General features: G+C 63.6%; 12 protein-coding genes. 2 read left to right on the top strand and 10 right to left on the bottom strand.

Annotation, left to right across the window (positions count from 1 at the left end; all coding sequences use genetic code 11):
* Positions 1 to 103 precede the first annotated feature (103 nt).
* The 9 genes from C0Z18_RS16595 to C0Z18_RS16555 form a co-directional block, all read right to left on the bottom strand.
* Positions 104 to 1,189: an ABC transporter permease gene (locus C0Z18_RS16595; protein ID WP_102646508.1), complete on the bottom strand. Its 1,086-nt coding sequence runs from the start codon at positions 1,187 to 1,189 to the stop codon at positions 104 to 106.
* 7 nt (positions 1,190 to 1,196) lie between these two features.
* Complete coding sequence (locus C0Z18_RS16590) at positions 1,197 to 2,174, bottom strand: ABC transporter permease (protein WP_233217342.1); 978 nt, start codon at positions 2,172 to 2,174, stop codon at positions 1,197 to 1,199.
* 23 nt (positions 2,175 to 2,197) lie between these two features.
* Entirely contained in the window at positions 2,198 to 3,760 is a 1,563-nt protein-coding gene (locus C0Z18_RS16585; protein WP_199189467.1) for a sugar ABC transporter ATP-binding protein, read from the bottom strand.
* Positions 3,761 to 3,827: 67 nt separating this feature from the next.
* Positions 3,828 to 4,859 (bottom strand): ABC transporter substrate-binding protein, encoded by a 1,032-nt coding sequence (locus tag C0Z18_RS16580; RefSeq protein WP_102646506.1) that lies wholly within the window; start codon positions 4,857 to 4,859, stop codon positions 3,828 to 3,830.
* 165 nt (positions 4,860 to 5,024) lie between these two features.
* On the bottom strand, positions 5,025 to 6,104 hold the full coding sequence (locus C0Z18_RS16575; RefSeq protein WP_233217341.1) for a LacI family DNA-binding transcriptional regulator: 1,080 nt from the start codon (positions 6,102 to 6,104) through the stop codon (positions 5,025 to 5,027).
* A 150-nt stretch (positions 6,105 to 6,254) separates the two neighbouring features.
* A complete protein-coding gene (locus C0Z18_RS16570; protein ID WP_233217340.1) occupies positions 6,255 to 6,704 on the bottom strand; it encodes a copper chaperone PCu(A)C in 450 nt (149 codons plus the stop codon).
* A 53-nt stretch (positions 6,705 to 6,757) separates the two neighbouring features.
* Complete coding sequence (locus C0Z18_RS16565; protein ID WP_102646579.1) at positions 6,758 to 8,197, bottom strand: PepSY-associated TM helix domain-containing protein; 1,440 nt, start codon at positions 8,195 to 8,197, stop codon at positions 6,758 to 6,760.
* 13 nt (positions 8,198 to 8,210) lie between these two features.
* Positions 8,211 to 10,613, bottom strand: a complete 2,403-nt coding sequence (locus tag C0Z18_RS16560; protein ID WP_233217339.1) for a TonB-dependent receptor — start codon at positions 10,611 to 10,613, stop codon at positions 8,211 to 8,213.
* Positions 10,614 to 10,691: 78 nt separating this feature from the next.
* A complete protein-coding gene (locus C0Z18_RS16555; protein WP_102646504.1) occupies positions 10,692 to 11,060 on the bottom strand; it encodes a DUF2946 domain-containing protein in 369 nt (122 codons plus the stop codon).
* 235 nt (positions 11,061 to 11,295) lie between these two features.
* On the opposite strand from C0Z18_RS16555, the gene C0Z18_RS16550 reads away from it, so the two are divergent.
* The gene (locus C0Z18_RS16550) at positions 11,296 to 12,618 is read left to right on the top strand and encodes a chloride channel protein (protein WP_102646503.1); all 1,323 of its coding nucleotides are present in this window, start codon (positions 11,296 to 11,298) and stop codon (positions 12,616 to 12,618) included.
* A gap of 17 nt (positions 12,619 to 12,635) precedes the next feature.
* On the opposite strand, the gene mdeB is transcribed toward C0Z18_RS16550, so the two are convergent.
* Positions 12,636 to 15,356 carry an alpha-ketoglutarate dehydrogenase gene (gene mdeB, locus C0Z18_RS16545; RefSeq protein ID WP_102646502.1) on the bottom strand — a complete coding sequence of 907 codons (2,721 nt, stop codon included), beginning with the start codon at positions 15,354 to 15,356 and terminating at the stop codon, positions 12,636 to 12,638.
* Positions 15,357 to 15,508: 152 nt separating this feature from the next.
* Here mdeB and C0Z18_RS16540 point away from each other — a divergent pair, with 152 nt between their 5' ends.
* Positions 15,509 to 16,036 carry an Lrp/AsnC family transcriptional regulator gene (locus C0Z18_RS16540; protein WP_102646501.1) on the top strand — a complete coding sequence of 176 codons (528 nt, stop codon included), beginning with the start codon at positions 15,509 to 15,511 and terminating at the stop codon, positions 16,034 to 16,036.
* Positions 16,037 to 16,053 lie beyond the last annotated feature (17 nt).

Genomic DNA, 16,053 nt, shown 5'->3' with positions numbered 1-16,053 from the left:
CGTATGTGCCGAAGGAGCCTGTACGAGAAGGGGGATCGTGGAGACAGGGCCAAGTCGCGCCCACGCGGCCGGCCCGGGTTCCGAAGAGGTGACGACGGCGCGGTTATGCCTTGCGCGAACTCGTCAGCACCGTTTGCGCAATGACTGCGATCAGCAAGAACGCGCCGCTGGCGAGGTTTTGATAATACGGGCTCAGCGTGCCGATCTGATTGATGACGTTTTCGATGACGCCGAGCAGGATCACGCCCGCGAGCGGCCCCGCCATCGTGCCCACGCCGCCGGTGAGCAAGACGCCTCCGATGACCGCGGCGGCGATAGACTGCAATTCATAGCCGGTGCCCGCACCCGAGAGGCCGGAGTCGAGATGGGACGCGAGCAGTGCGCCGGCGAAGCCGGCCAGCGCGCCGCTCAAGCCGTACGTGACGATTTTCACGCGCTCGACGCGCACGCCGAGCATGCGCGCGGCTTCCTCGTTACCCCCGATCGCGAAAATGGCGGCGCCATAGGCGGTGTGATTGAGTACGAGCGCGCCAAGCGCATAGGCGATCGCCAAGATCCAGATCAGATTGCCGATGCCTAGGAGAGAGCCGTTGGCGAGATGGGCAAAAAAGCCCGGGTTGGCGATCAAGAGGTCTTGATTCGCGAGCACGAGCGCAAGACCTTTGAGCCCGAGCAACGCGGCGAGCGTGACGATGAACGGTGCCATCCGGGCGCGGGCGATCAGCACGCCGTTGACGAGACCGACGCACGATCCCGCCACGATCGGCGCGACGAGCGCCGCCGCCCATCCGTACGGCGCGGCGTAGGCCGCGATCACCGTGGCGAGCCCGACCATGGAGCCTACCGACAGATCGAAGCCCCCCAGAACGATGACGAGGCTTTGACCGATCGCGATGAGCCCCAAAAACGAGCCCGCCGAGACGATATCGGCGAGGTTCGCCGGATGAAGAAAGTCGGGGAAGATGGCGCCGGCGATGAGGCTGACGACGATCAAAATGCCGATCGCGCCGCGCGCTTGCACCACCCGGACGATGCGATTGCGCCGTTCCTTGTTGTTGCCGAGCGGCGCGTTGCCCCCGGTCGATGCCGCTCGTGCCTGCGCGCGATGCCGGCTCTCCCGCTGCTGGCCGGGCCGGCTGGCCGCGTGGGTATCGGCTTTCAAATCCGCTGAGTCGAGACCGGTGTTCATGTTCGCGTCAGCCTCCCTGGCGTTGCAGGTACAGCGCCACGACGATGAACACCGCTTTCAGGATCTGCGCATAGGTGAAACTGATGTTGTTCATGATGAAACTCGCGTCGAGCACCTGCAAGAGCACCACGCCGAAGACGGTGCCGACGATCGAAATGCGGCCGCCCGACAGCGGCGTGCCGCCAATTACCGAGGCGGCGATCGAATCGAGTTCGAAGTTCACGCCGACATAGTTCGGGTCGGACGCGCCCAGGCGCGACGAAGCGATCACGCCCGCGAATCCGGCCAGGATGCCGCTCGCGGCATAGACCATGAACAGCGTGCGCCGCACGGGGATGCCGGCAAGGAACGCCGCGCCGCGGCTGGCGCCGATCAAAATCGCGTAGCGTCCGAACGTCGTGCGTCGAACGACCACCGCAATCAGCACTGCCAGCGCGAGCCCAATGAGGATGACGACCGGGATCGGCCCGACGGCACCCGTGCCGAGCAGATCGAACGCGTCCGAGGGGGGCAGGTTGACGCGCGAACCGCCCACCAGCGCTTGCGCCAGCCCGCGCGCGGCGACGAGTAGCGCAAGGCCCGAAATCAGCGGATCGATCTTGACGATCGAGACCAGTGCGCCGTTGAAAATGCCGCAGACCAATCCGATCGCGATACCCGCGCAAATAGCCGTGCCGGTGCCGTAGTCGAGGAATACGGCGATGGTCGCGCTTGAAAGCGCCATGAGCGAGCCGACCGACAAATCGATGCCGCGTGTGGCGATGGCGAGGTTCTGGCCGAGCGCGATGAGGATGACGGGCGCGGATTCGAACAGCAGGCTGCGGGCGGCGAGCGGATTCGAAAACCCCGGCGTCAACGCCAGATTCAGCAAAACGAGCAACGCGAGCGCGATGTAGACGCTGTTTTCGCGGGCCCACGCGAGCGCCGCATGGCCCGGCTGCCGGGTGGCGTGCGTGCCCGGAGCCGCGGGAGTGGAAAGACTCAAGCTTTTCCTCGCTGGTAGCAGGTTCATAGCGACGGCGCGTGGGTCGCGAGCATCGCAAGCACGTCGTCCGCGCTTGCGTCCCGCGTTTGTATCTCGCCGATGCTGATGCCTTCGTTGAGTACGACGAGCCGATCGGTCAGCTCGAGCAGTTCTTCCATTTCGGAGGACGTCACGACGATCGCGAGTCCTTCGTCGGCGAACCCGCGTATCACGCGATGAACCTCGGCCTTCGCGCCGACGTCGATACCGCGCGTGGGGTCGTCGAGCAGCAGCACGGCGGGATGCGTCGATAGGCAGCGCGCAATCAGTGCCTTTTGCTGATTACCGCCCGAGAGCGTCGAGATCGATGCACTCGGCCCCGCTGTCTTGATGCCGAGTTGCTCGATGTACTGCTTGACGAGCGCATCTTCCTTGCGGCGCGAAATAAAGCCGAAGCGAGCGATGCGCGGCAAGACCGAGGCGACGATGTTCTCGCGCACCGACAGGCGAGGGAAGATGCCTTCCGAGCGGCGGTCCTCGGAGAGAAACGCCAGTCCACTGCGGATCGAGCGAGCCGGGCCCGCGCCGCCGAGCGCTCGCCCCTTCAGCCGCACGACGCCCGCATCGGCCCGCTGCGCGCCGAAAACGGCCTTGAAGGTCTCGGTACGGCCGGAGCCGAGCAGTCCCGCAAGCCCGACGATCTCTTTCGGCGCGATGCGCATCGATACCTCGCGCACGCGTGTGCTCCAGCGCAGGCCCTCGACATCCAGCGCGGGCTCGGCGCGTTCGGCCGCTTCAAGCGCTCGCTCGCCGGCACGCGTGCCCTGTCCGTGTCCTTCGCGCCCGAGCATCGCGGCGATCAACGCGTTGCGCGGCAACTCGCCGGGCGTGCCGGTCTTGACGACGGCGCCGTCGCGCATGACCGTGAAGCGGTCGCAGAGCCGATAGCATTCGGATAGCCGGTGGCTCACGAACAACAGCGCGATGCCGTCGGCTTTCAATCGATCGACGACTTTGAAGAGCACGTCGACTTCCGTGCCCGAGAGGGCCGATGTCGGCTCGTCCAAAATCAACACGCGCGCGCCAAGCGACACGCCGCGCGCGATGGATACCATCTGCTGCTCGCCGAGGCCGAGCGTGCCAAGCTTGGCTCGCGGGTCCACCATGAGGCCGTAACGTTGCAGTATTTCGTCGGCCTTCGCATTCATCGCGCGGCGATCGATTAGGAACCCGAAGCGTTTCGGTTCATGACCGATGAAGATATTTTCGGCGACGCTGCGATCGGGAATCAGATTGATTTCTTGATAGACCGCGCATACCCCGAGTTGTTGCGCGGCGCGCGGCGAATCGAATGTCACGGGTGTGCCGTCGAGCACGACCGCGCCTTCGTCCGGCCGATGAAAACCCGTGAGCGTTTTGATCAGCGTCGATTTACCCGCGCCGTTCTCGCCGACGAGACCGTGTACTTCGCCGGCCCGAAGCGTCAGCGATACGTCGCGCAACGCGCGCACGACGCCGAACGTCTTGCTTGCGTTGCGGGTTTCGAGTACGACCCGGCCGCTAACGGGACCGGCCGGGTCGGGGACTGCATGCATCGGATCGTTCATGCGTCAGCCTAGAGCGTGAAAGAGCGCGCGCGGTGCGTGACGACGCGCGCCTATGCCCGATGGGCGATCAGTACACCGCGCCCGCGGCCAGCGATTTCTTGGCGTTGGCCTTGTCGTACAGCGCGTCGTGCATGATCTGCTTTTGCGCGACCGGCTTGCCGGCGAACCAGTCCGCCAGCGATTGGAACGCGAGCGGACCGAAGCGCGGATTGGTCTCGACGTCGGCCGCGACGATGCCGTCGGAGATGTCGCGCACGACGTCCTTCGTGCCGTCGATCGAGACGATCGTCACGCCCTTGAGTTTGCCGGCCTGCCGCAGCGCGGTGATCGCGCCGAGCGTCATGACGTCCGCATGCGTGTAGACGGCGTTGACGTTGGGGTGCGAGAGCAGAATCTGCTCCATGACCTTCTGTGCTTCCGTGGTCGACCAATTCGCCGTTTGCGCGGCGGCAAGCTTCATGTCGGGGTAGGTCTTGAGCACTTCGGCAAAGCCGTCCGTGCGTTGGCTTTCCACGGTATTGCCGTAGCCGCCTTGAATTTCGGCGACGACGGCCTTGCCGCCCGTTGCATCGGCCAGCGCTTTCGCGGCGCGTTTGCCTTGCGCGTAGAAGTCGGAGCCGAGGAACGTGATGAAGTCTTCGCACGCGGTGCCGGCCGTTTGCCGGTCGATCGTGACGACGGGGATGCCTTTTGCCTTGGCCTGCGCGAACGCGGGTTGCAAACCGGTGGAGTCGTTCGGCGCGACGATCAGGGCTTGGGCGCCCTGATTGATCATGCTTTCGATATCGGCCACTTGCTTGGCCTGATTGTCGTTCGCGTTCGTGTAGAGCAGACGTTTCACGCCCGCGGCCTTCGCTGCCGCGCGCACGGATGCCGTTTCGGTCGCGCGAAACGGATTCTGTTCGTTTTCCGATTGCGAGAACCCGACCACGAGCCCGCTGAGCTTGAGGTTGCTCGGTTTGGGATTCGTGCAGGTTTCGGTCGATGCGTTTTGGACCTTCTGCGCACCGTTCTCTTGCGCCCATGCACCCAGCGACCATGCGCCGGCGACGCATAAAGTCAATGTGGCGAAACGATGCCGCAGCGTTGCTTTTGACATGCTATGTCTCCGTTGTTCTCGACCCGGGAGGGGCCCGACTACGTTGTTATCGACCGCATCGTCCTGCGCAGCGTGGCTTCACATCAGCGGTGGACGACCTCGGGTTTCCACTTGCATAACGCCTATATCCAGCTTCATCGACTTGCTGCGAAGTAATATTACTTGCTATTCATTAAGAATATTAATAAGGGTATCCCCTGCACTGCGTGCGGGCGGTGCCGGCTCGCCCGCGCGCGGCGGCGCGACCGAGCCGCGCTCGATCAACGGACCGTCGAGCTTGATCGTGCGGCGCTTGAACGGCGCACCGGCGCCGCGGTTTTCCTCTTCCTGCAAGAGGGTTTCGACGGCCCAGCGGCCAAGCTCGTAGTTGGGTAGGACGACGGTGGTCAGCGGCGGATGCGTATGGCGGGCGATTTCCTGGTCGTCGTAGCCGATGACCGAGACGTCCTCCGGCACGCGCAAGCCGAGTTGCTTGACCGCTTCGATCGCGCCGATCGCGGTCAAGTCGTTGCCGCAAAAGATCGCCGTTGGGGGATTCGGCACGCGCATCAGCGACAGCGTAAGTTCGTAGCCCTTGCCGGAACTCCAATCGCCGTCGCGCACGAGGCTTTCGTCGAAGGGCAGGTCGGCGGTGGCGAGCGCTTGACGGTATCCCTTGAGCCGGTCTTTCGCCGCGTCTTGCCAGGTCTCGCCGTTGATGAAGCCGATTCGGCGATGGCCGGCGGCGATCAGGTGTTCGGTGGCCGTGTAGCCTCCGGTGACTTCGGCCGGTACCACCGACGAAAGGACGGCATCGGTCGAGTAGCAATTGAGCAGGACCGTCGGCACCTTCAACAGCGGGGCCGGCACCGCGACTTTGCGCGTGTAGACGGTTGCGTAGATCACGCCCAGCACGTTGGGATTGGCGAGTGCGTCGTGCAACACGCGCTGTTCGATATCGGCATTGCCGTGCGTGGAATACACGGCCAGCAGGCAGCCGTTATTCCACGCGGCGTCGCGCGCGCCGTCTACGTTGACGACCGGGTGCGGGCTCGTGGAAATTTCGTCGGCCACGTAGACGATCAGATTGCGCTCGCCCGGGGCCACGGGGGCCGTCGTGCGTGTGGGCAGTTGGTAGCCCAACTCCTGGGCCGCCTTCAGAACGTTTCTACGCGTGCCTTCGGAGAATTTGGCGCCCACCGCTCCGTTCAGGATCAGCGAAACGGTGGACTGCGACACGCCGGTTGCCTTGGCGATGTCGGTCATGGTCGGTCGACGTTGAGTGGATTTTTTCATCGATTGCCAACTGGAGCGCGCGAGGTGACGGTCACGGTATCACTAATATTTATGACCCGCAATTGGCGATGGCGCGAGTGCTTCAGCTAGCGCGATGACGCCGCATCGGCGCGAATCGCCTTACTGCGCCGTCGCCCCCGCGCTTTTCACGGCGCATTGGCTCGTCACTTTTTCGCCGTCGTCGAAGACGAACGTCATGCGGATCGACTCTCCGACCTTGAGCGCATGCTTCGGTTGTTCGAGCATCAAGTGATATCCGCCCGGCGCGAACTTGAGCGTGCCGTTCGCCGGTACCGGGGCCTTTTCGACCATGACCATCTCGGAGGTACTGCCGTTGCTTCGCGTTTGGTGCAGCATGGCCATGCCGAACGCGTCGGTTTGCACATCGACGAGATTGACCTGTTTGGCGCTCATGTTCATGACGCTGAAGTAGCCGCCGGACGGCAGAGCGCCGGGCAATAAGCGCACCCAGCAATCGGACACCATCAAGGAGGCGGGCGCGGCCAACGCGGGGGCGGCGCACACGGCGAGGGCGAGGGGCAGCAAGGTGGTCTTCATCGAGCGTTTCATGATTTTCCTGTCGTGGTGATTAGCGCATTGAGAGAAATTGCAGCGATCGTTGTTCATACGGTGGCCGATGCGGCGGCACGGCTAAAAAGAAGGCGATCGATCGACCAAACGGCGGCTAGCGTCGCCCCCATCAGTGGGAAGACGATGCCGAGCGCGACGAGGGCGATCTTCCATCCGCGCATCGGCCCGGCAAGGCGTTCGCGCGCGGGCGCGCCTAGGGTACCCGAGGGCCGGCGCAGCCACCACATCACGCAGCCGGTGATGGCAAGTACGGCCAACCCGAGCGATAACAGGGCGCAGACGATCTGGTTGGCAATGCCGAAATAGCGGCCCATATGGAGCGACGTGCCGTAAGAGACGGCTTTGCCGATCGCCCCGTAATCGCCATAGCGTATGTCCTTCAACAGCGCGCCGTTGTACGGGTCGATATAAACCGTGCGTTCCAGTTTCGGGTCCGCCGGGAAATACGAGACTGTATAGACATCGTGCGCCGAGGTGGGCAGCGCGACATCGTAACCGTCGATCAGCCCGTTCGCACGCATCGTTGCGACGATGTGCGCGAGCGAGATCGGGCGCGCGGGCTCGCCCGGCGTCCCTGCATCGCGCGCACCCGGCACGCGTACCGCTCCGACGGCCCAAGGCACCTGGGGAAAAGGCATCTCGTCCATCGTCATGCCGGGCATGGCCACGTTTGTGTTTCCGGGCCGGATCGCCTTCACCGGCAGCCCGCCCCAGGCGCCGGGGGGCGAGCCCAGCTTGACGCTGGTGGCGAGCGCCTTGAACTGCTTGCCCCATGACCCCGTCCACGGCAACCCCGTCGTCACGAATGCAAACGCGCCGAGCGCAATCCAAATGCCGAGCGTCGCGTGCAGGCTTTTCCAAAGAGCGCGTCCGCGCCGGCTGAAATCAGGCATCAGCAACGCCCCGATCGAAGCGCTCCGGCGCGGCCACCACAATGCCACGCCCGTTCCGATCATCACGAGCGTCCAACATGCGACGAGTTCCATCAACAATTCGCCGGTCTTGCCGAGCAGCAGCTTGCGATGAATCATCCGGTCGATCTGCATGAGACGGCGATCGACGTCGAGCGTACCGAGCAAGGTGCCGTCGTACGGATCGAGGTAGACGCTTTGTTTGTGCCCGCTCGGCAGCCGGAAGATGAATTCGGCACTGCGATCGGGGCGCGATGTGATGCGCGCGGTCGTAGCGGAGGCGCCCGGCGGCATCGCCGCGCGAGCGCGGGCGAGCAATGCGTCTTCATCGAGCCGCGGCGATTGACGAGGCGCGACGACGAGCCGGTGCGGGTAGAGCAGCGGTTCGATCTGCGGTTGAAAGCAATAGATCGTGCCCGTGATCGCCAATACGACGAGAAAGGGCATGACGAAAAGCGCGGCATAAAAATGCCAACGCCAAAGCGTCCGATAGCCCATGGCGGGGCGTGCATCGGACGACCGAGCGTAAGCGCCATCGATTTGACGAGGAGAAGTCGACATCGGCATGCCTCCTTTACATTCGCAACCGGCCTTCGACATACAAGGTACGGCCCGGATAAGGGTGATAGACGAAATAGCGCTCGTCGAACAGGTTATCGACGCCTACCGCGAGTTCGCTTTGCTTGGTGGGCCGAATCGTGAACTTGGCATCGACCACCGTATAGGTGCTGGTCCCGCCGAACACATTCGGATTGGTGTCGGTGTTGGTGAGCGTGTTGTACTCGCGGCCCGAGTAGCGCGCGGCCATCGTGAGGGCATAGCGCTCGCCGAAGCGATAGGTCGCCGCGAGGTCGGCCCGCCAGAGCGGGATGCGATAGAAGTACTTGCCGACGGTCGCCGGGTTCTGTCCGTTCGCCAGAATCTTCGATTGCGTATAGGCGACGCTGCCGATCAAGTCGAGCCCGCGCATGAATACGTCCTCGCCTTGGTAGCTGAGCTCCGCTCCGCGCGAGCGAACCTTGCCGATATTTTGGAAGCTCGTCACGTTGGGAATGACGGTCGTGTCGGTTTGGCTGAAGATCGTGTTCTTCACGTCGTCCTCGAACAACGACAACCTAACGAGTCCCTGTCCCCTCGCCCATTCGGCGGTCAACTCTTTCGATAGATCGTTCTCGGGCTGCAAGCTCGGATTGTTGTTGACGACCGAGCTGCCGTTGATCTGCCCTTGGAACAGTTCGCTGACGGTGGGGAATCGATAGGCCCGGCCGACCGAGGCGCGCAGCGTCAAGGCATCGGTTACATCGAATGAGAGCGATGCCTTCGGGGAGAAGTGATGGGCTCCGGCATTCGGATAAGGCAAGGCCGCGGCACCGACGGCTTGCATCCCGTCGAACGCTTGCCAATCCTCGTAGCGCACGCCGTAGACGAACTTCCAACGCGGGAGGAAATGCCATGCGTCTTGGACGTACAACGCTTGCGTTTCGGTTTTGCCCTTGAACGCATTCGCGAAGCTGCCCGCCGCGCCGTCGATCCACGCTCGCGTGTTGTACGTTTCGTTGTCGAGGAAATAGTCGTCGTAGTGATAACCGAATGCGAGGGCATGATTCGCTAGCCCCGCGCGCGATGACGAAGGCGTCCACGTCGCTTTCAAATCGAGTGTCTTCCAGCCGGTCCCGTCGCCGAGCGTGAGCACGCCGGGCCCATTGCCGGGGCCGCCCGCGTTGGCCGTGCGGGCAACGCTATTGGGCACGTCGAAGTACGACGCAATCGCCTCGCCGTTCCAGCCGGTGGCGTTGTGCGTGGCGAGCGACACGCCGTAGAGCCAGTTCTCGCTCCATCCGGCGCTGGGCGCAAGCGCCGAGGCCGGAATGTTGTATTCGTTGCCGCCGATATTCACGGGGCCGCTATAGACGGGTTTGCCGCTCGCGTCGGATAGGAACGTCGACGTGCGGCTGTTGTACGTGCGATGCCAATAGCCGAGCGTGAAGGCGGCTCGCACGGTCGGCGTGAAGTCGTACTGCATCTTCAGCTTGAGCTGGTCTTGGACCACGTGCTCGATGCCTTCGCCGTTCACACCGATGACCGCGGTCGGCGTATTCGTTTGATTGTTGTAGAAGTACGCGCCGTTGACCGGGGTATCGCTCGCCTTCGCCGGCGTACTCGATTTCGCGAATGTGGCGAATTGAAGCGGCTGGCTCGTGTTCTCGAAGTGATTGGCGCCGATGAAGAACGCGAACTTGCCGACGCGGTTGCCGATCGTCGCGCTTGCTTGGCTGCCGCCCATGCTCTGATTGACGCCGAACAGATCGAAGTGTTGCGTGAATGCTTTGACGTCGGCATCGGCTTCGAACTTCGAGGGCATGCGCGTCGAGATCAGCACGGTCGCACCGAGCGAGTTGCCGGGATAGAGCGCGGAGTAGGGTCCGTAGACGACGTCCACGCGGCGAATTTCGTCGGGAAAGACCATCGACCAGCGCGGCGGAAAGCTGTAGCTGCTGCCGAGCAGGTTCGACAGCAAAAGCCCGTCCGCGTACACGAGGCCGCGTGCGCTTTGCGTATTGCTCGTCCCGCGCACGGCGATGATCGAGTTCAAATCGCCGATGAAGCGCTTGCGCACGGCGAGGTTCGGCATGTACTTCAGCGTGTCCTCGGTGTTGACGACATTCCAATTTTCGAACTGCTTGCGCGTGACCGTTTCAGTCGAAGCCGGCAAGTTCGGGTCGAGCATCGGCGTGGCGCTCGCGCTATCGGCGTGCGCACTGACGGTGATCGTCGGCAAGACGACACGGCTCGGTTCGGCGCCGCTCGATGTTTGCGGCTGGCGAGCCGGACGGCTCTCGGCTTCGAGGTTCGGTGTGACGCCGGCCGCCGCCCATGCGATGGGCGTGACGAACGTGAGCGGCACGAGTGCGGACGCGGCCAGGCGCGCGGGGCGGTGCCCATGAGCGCGCGCCCTTCGCGGTGCGAAGTACGACATGCGATATTCCTGAATCGTTGAACGAGCGGCCGCGCGCGCTTTCGATGGGCGCGCCGGAGCGGCAGCGGATAACGGGGATCAGGAAAAAGCGGGTGGGGCTCTCGGTTGCCCGGAAGGGAAGGCGCCGAGCGGCGTATGCCGCGTGCCAAGGAGGGGCACCGCGATCGCCACGAGCACCATGACGAGCGCGAGCGGCGCCGGCGGGAGGGCCGGGACCGCGATGTGATCGGCCAGCAGATCGCAATAACCGCAGGCGGCGAGCGGGTCCGCATGCGAGACATGCGCGGCGTCGCCCGCCGGTTGACTCGCCGAACACAGCGCCGCGGTTGCCGGATCGTCCCGGTGCGAGGCGACGACCAACTGGCTGACGATCGGCGCGAGCACGATGAGCCACATGGCGATGAGGCCAAGCCATGCGGTCAAATGCGTTCGGGAGCGGAAAGCCATGGTCGAGGGTCGGATTGACGTGCGCCGCAGTCTACCATCGGACGCAATGGGTATGCGAGTGCGCCGTCGCCGCAGGGGAACGGGCGATTTTGAACGTCGTGCGGGCTTTCGATTTCGCAATAATCGTTAGCAATCAGTAAGGGACGGGCTGGGTGCGCATTTTTCTTGCTTGCCGGAGGTCGGAAATCGACGGCGAGGCCGGTATACTTGCCCTTTCGCGTGAACCCCCGACGTTATGGAAATCCGAGCCTCGGCTAGCAAGTGGTCCCTCCAGCACATCCATAAACTGTGGCTTCACTACGGGGTGTTCTGGATCGGTGCCGTCGTCGCCGGGCTGATCGCGGTGCTTTATGCCCGCTTGATCGACTTCGGTTACGACCTATTCCTCAAACACGTGGCCCATAACGTATGGTTGCCGCTGCTGGTGACGCCCGCCGTCAGTGCCGCTTGCGTTTGGCTTACGCGGCGTTACTTCGATGGAGCCGAAGGCAGCGGCATTCCGCAGGTGATCGCGTCGTTGCACGGCCCCAGGGAATTGGGGCAACGCTTGCTGACGATTCCGATCCTGGTCGGCAAGATCCTGATTTCGTTTCTCGCGATCCTCGGCGGTTTGACGATCGGGCGCGAGGGACCGACGATCCACGTCGGCGCATCGCTGATGTTCAGCTTGCGAGAGTTTTATCCGAAGCGCTTCCGCGCGATCCGGGGCGCCGCGCTCGAGCGCAATCTCGCATTGGCCGGGGCCGCGGCCGGTTTATCGGCTGCTTTCAATGCGCCGCTCGCCGGGGTCGTATTCGCTATCGAAGAGCTCACGCGCAGTTTCGAAGCCCGCACGAGCGGGGTGCTGATCACCGCGATCATCTTCGCGGGTGTCGTGTCGCTGGGCCTTCAAGGCAACTACGTCTACTTCGGAACGATCGATATCGGTCCTCATCTTCCCGACTTGCTGTTTATCGCGGTGCCGCTCATGGGATTGCTCGCGGGGATCGCCGGAGGTGTTTTCTGCTGGTTGTTGCTCAATACGCGGCGATGGATGCCGGCTAACGTCCTGCATCTACGCGCGCAGCGTCCGGTCGCGTTCGGTGCCGCTTGCGGCTTGGTGATCGCGGTCATCGGTATTGCGAGTTCGGGGCATACGTTCGGCAGCGGCTATGCCGAGGCCCGCTCGATGCTGGCGGGGCACGGCAACGTCAGCGCGCTGTACCCGGTGTTCAAGATGATCACGATGGTGGGCTCTTATCTGCCGGGCGCGCCGGGCGGCCTATTTGCGCCGTCGCTCGCGATCGGCGCGGGCATCGGCAACGCATTGCACATGGTGTTTTCGCAGATGCAATTGCCGATGCTGATCGCGCTGGGGATGGTCGGTTATTTGGCGGCCGTCACCCAAAGCCCCATCACGGCCTTCGTGATCGTGATCGAGATGATCAACGGGCACGCGCTCGTGATTTCGCTGATGGCAACGGCCTTGATCGCAAGCCGCGTCTCGCGGTTCTTTGCACCGCCGCTCTACGAAGCGCTATCCGAGCGCTACATGCCGAAGCAGCACGATAGCGTCTAACACCGGCTGCTTTCCTTTCAGCGCTGCCAAGCGGGCGCGCTCGTAGGCTGCGCCGCCTCGTACCGTGTCCGCGCTGCCCGCACGACAGCGCCGTCGATCTCCCCGTCGTCGGCCAGCGCTTTCAACGCGGCGATGACGATGTTCGCGCGATCGACTTCGAAGAACGATCGCAACGCCTGCCTCGTGTCGCTGCGCCCGAAACCATCGGTACCCAACGTCACGTAGCGGCGCGGCACATAAGCGCGAACCAATTCCGGCAGCGCACGCACGTAATCGGTCGCCGCGATGACCGGCCCGCAAGTCGCCCCAAGCGTCGCCGTTAAATACGGCACGGCCGGCTCCTCGCCGAGCCGCGCTTGCCGCTCGACCGTCATCGCCTCTCGCTGCAGTTCGGTATAGCTCGTGACGCTCCAAACGGCGCCGTCGATACCCCAATCGTCCTTCAGCATCCGGGCGGCGGCGATCGCCTCGCCGAGGATCGCACCCGAGCCGAGCAATTGAACGCGCGCCGCGCCGGCCGAAGCGGCGGGAAGCCGGTAAAGGCCCTTGAGGATGCCCTCGCGCACGGCTGCCGCGTTCTCGTGTGGGAACGAGGGCTGCGCGTAATTTTCGTTGGTGACCGTCACGTAATAGAACACGTCGCGCTGCGCCTCGAGCATCTCGTGCATGCCCGCCTCGACGATCGTCGCCACTTCGTAGGCGAAGGCCGGGTCGTAGGCGCGGCAGTTCGGTATCGTCGATGCCGCGAGGTGGCTGCTGCCGTCTTGATGCTGCAAGCCCTCGCCGCCGAGCGTGGTGCGGCCCGAGGTGGCGCCGACGAGAAACCCGCGCGAGCGCTGATCGGCCGCGGCCCAGATCAAATCGCCGATGCGTTGGAAGCCGAACATCGAGTAGTAGATGTAAAACGGCAGCATCGGCAGATCGTGCACGCTGTACGCGGTCGCGGCGGCGATCCACGACGAAATCGCGCCGGCTTCGGAAATGCCTTCCTCGAGAATTTGACCGCGCGTGTCCTCTCTGTAATAGAGCATCGAGCCCAGATCTTCCGGCTCGTAACGCTGCCCGAGCGGCGCGTAGATGCCGACTTGACGGAACATGTTGGCCATGCCGAACGTGCGCGCTTCGTCGGCGACGATCGGCACGACGCGCGAGCCGATTTGCGGATCTTTCAGGAGTGCGGTCAGCATGCGCACGAGCGCCGTCGTGGTCGACATCTCGCGGCCTTGCGTCTCGAGCGCGAACGATCCCCAGGACGGCATCGAAGGGACGGTCAGCCCCTTCGATGCCATGCTCCGCCTTCTGGGCAGATAGCCTCCCAGGGCAGCCCGGCGTGCATGCAGGTAGCGCATCTCCGGGCTGTCTTCCTTCGGCTTGTAAAACTTCAACTGCTCGACGTCATCGTCCGACAGCGGTAACGCGAAGCGATCGCGGAACGCCTTCAAATCGTCGAACTCGAGCTTCTTTTGTTGATGCGTGGTCATCTTGCCTTGGCCCGCCGAGCCCATGCCGAAACCCTTCATCGTCTTGGCCAGAATCACCGTCGGCTGCCCTTTGTGCGACAGCGCGCGTGCGTAGGCCGCGTGCAACTTACGTGCGTCGTGGCCGCCACGGCGCAAGCGGTGGATCTCTTCATCGGTCAGCGAGGCCGCCAATTGCGCGAGCGCAGGATCTTGGCTGAAGAAGCGGGCGCGATTGTAGGCGCCGTCGTTGGCGGAAAAAGTTTGGAATTGACCGTCGACGGTATCGGCGAAGGCGCGGGCAAGCGCGCCCGCATGGTCGCGCGCGAAGAGCGCGTCCCAGTCCGAGCCCCACAGCACTTTGATGACGTTCCAGCCGGCGCCCGTGAATTGCGCCTCGAGCTCGTCGATCACGCGGCCGTTGCCGCGCACAGGTCCGTCGAGCCGCTGCAAGTTGCAATTGATGACGAAGACGAGATTGTCGAGCCGCTCGCGCGCGGCCAGCGACAAAGCGCCCAGCGATTCGGGTTCGTCCATTTCGCCGTCGCCGAAAAAGCCCCAGACGGTGCGGCCCTCGGTTTGCGCGAGCCCGCGGTGCTGCAAGTAGCGCATGAACCGCGCTTGGTAGATCGCGTTGATCGGGCCGATGCCCATCGAGCCCGTGGGAAATTGCCAGAAATCGGGCATCAGCCACGGATGCGGATAGGAACACAATCCCGGGCCCGCGATCTCTTGGCGATAGTGCCGTAAATGATCTTCGGTCAGGAAGCCTTCCAAGAACGCGCGCGCATAGACGCCGGGCGACGAGTGCGGCTGAAAGTAGACGAGATCGCCGCCGTGCGCTTGTTCTGCTTCGGCCGGTCCCGCGCGGAAGAAGTGATTGAAGCCGACTTCGAATAAATCCGACGCCGACGCGTAGCTCGCGATATGGCCGCCCAACTCGCCGTAAGCGCGGTTCGCGCGCACGACCATCGCCAAGGCGTTCCAGCGCAGGGCGGCGGACAGGCGTGCCTCGATCTCCAGGTCGCCGGGATAGCGCGGTTGTTCGCTCGGCGCGATCGTATTCAAGTAAGGCGTGACGCGCGAGCGGTCCCAGGAAATACCCTGTGCATGCGCGTGTGCGGCCAGCCGCTCGATGAGATATCGCGCGCGGGCCTTGCCCACATGCGCGAGGACGCCGTCGAGCGCCTCGAGCCATTCGGCCGTTTCTTGCGGATCGGCGTCGATCGACGCCTCGCCGATGCGCTGGGCTTCTTGCATACCGTTCGATAAGTCGGTCATCGCTGCTCTCCCGCGCGCCGTCTCTGGGGCGCGCATCAATGAGAGTCATGCTACCGGCAACGTCGCAAAATTTGCGTCTGATTTCCCTGTGATTTCATCGCCGAGTAGTGTAAATATTCTTCTTGTTGGCGTTTTCGTGGAATTTGGAAACTATGAGTGCAAACCCGAAGCGGCTGGACCGCATCGACATCGGCATCCTGAACCAGCTTCAACACAACGCGCGGATCACGAACGCGGAGCTGGCCCGGGCCGTCAATCTTTCGACGACGCCGTGTTTCAATCGCGTGCGCGCGCTGGAGAAGCTCGGCCTGTTCAAGCAGCACGTGACGCTGCTCGACCCCGAGCCGCTCGGGCTGAGCATCAACGTGTTCATTCAAGTGAGCTTGGAAAAGCAGGTGGAAGATGCGCTGCAGCGTTTCGAGCAAGCGATTTCGGAGCAGCCCGAGGTGATGGAGTGCTACTTGATGTCGGGCGACGCGGACTATCTGCTGCGCGTCGTCATGCCCGACATGCGGGCGCTCGAGCGTTTCATCATCGAGCGGCTCACCACCATTCCCGGCGTGTCGAACATTCGCTCGAGCTTCGCGCTCAAGCAGGTGCGCTACAAGACTGCGCTGCCGTTGCCGTCGGCGGGGCTGACGCTCGTGGACCCCAACGGCAATCGAACCGAGTGGGAGTAGCGGATCGGTGCCGCGCG

The sequence above is a fragment of the Trinickia dabaoshanensis genome (assembly GCF_002879885.1).
GTDB classification, from domain to species: Bacteria; Pseudomonadota; Gammaproteobacteria; order Burkholderiales; family Burkholderiaceae; genus Trinickia; species Trinickia dabaoshanensis.
The sequence above is the reverse complement of the archived record's forward strand: the minus strand, read 5'-3'. Positions and strand labels throughout refer to the sequence as shown.

Bases quoted from the DNA above. Each gene is read 5' to 3' on its own strand.
- C0Z18_RS16565 (WP_102646579.1), bottom strand. From the start codon at position 8,197: ATGTCGACTTCTCCTCGTCAAATCGATGGCGCTTACGCTCGGTCGTCC.
- mdeB (WP_102646502.1), bottom strand. From the start codon at position 15,356: ATGACCGACTTATCGAACGGTATGCAAGAAGCCCAGCGCATCGGCGAG.
- C0Z18_RS16550 (WP_102646503.1), top strand. From the start codon at position 11,296: ATGGAAATCCGAGCCTCGGCTAGCAAGTGGTCCCTCCAGCACATCCAT.
- C0Z18_RS16560 (WP_233217339.1), bottom strand. From the start codon at position 10,613: ATGTCGTACTTCGCACCGCGAAGGGCGCGCGCTCATGGGCACCGCCCC.
- C0Z18_RS16595 (WP_102646508.1), bottom strand. From the start codon at position 1,189: ATGAACACCGGTCTCGACTCAGCGGATTTGAAAGCCGATACCCACGCG.
- C0Z18_RS16585 (WP_199189467.1), bottom strand. From the start codon at position 3,760: ATGAACGATCCGATGCATGCAGTCCCCGACCCGGCCGGTCCCGTTAGC.
- C0Z18_RS16555 (WP_102646504.1), bottom strand. From the start codon at position 11,060: ATGGCTTTCCGCTCCCGAACGCATTTGACCGCATGGCTTGGCCTCATC.
- C0Z18_RS16570 (WP_233217340.1), bottom strand. From the start codon at position 6,704: ATGAAACGCTCGATGAAGACCACCTTGCTGCCCCTCGCCCTCGCCGTG.
- C0Z18_RS16575 (WP_233217341.1), bottom strand. From the start codon at position 6,104: ATGACCGACATCGCCAAGGCAACCGGCGTGTCGCAGTCCACCGTTTCG.
- C0Z18_RS16580 (WP_102646506.1), bottom strand. From the start codon at position 4,859: ATGTCAAAAGCAACGCTGCGGCATCGTTTCGCCACATTGACTTTATGC.
- C0Z18_RS16540 (WP_102646501.1), top strand. From the start codon at position 15,509: ATGAGTGCAAACCCGAAGCGGCTGGACCGCATCGACATCGGCATCCTG.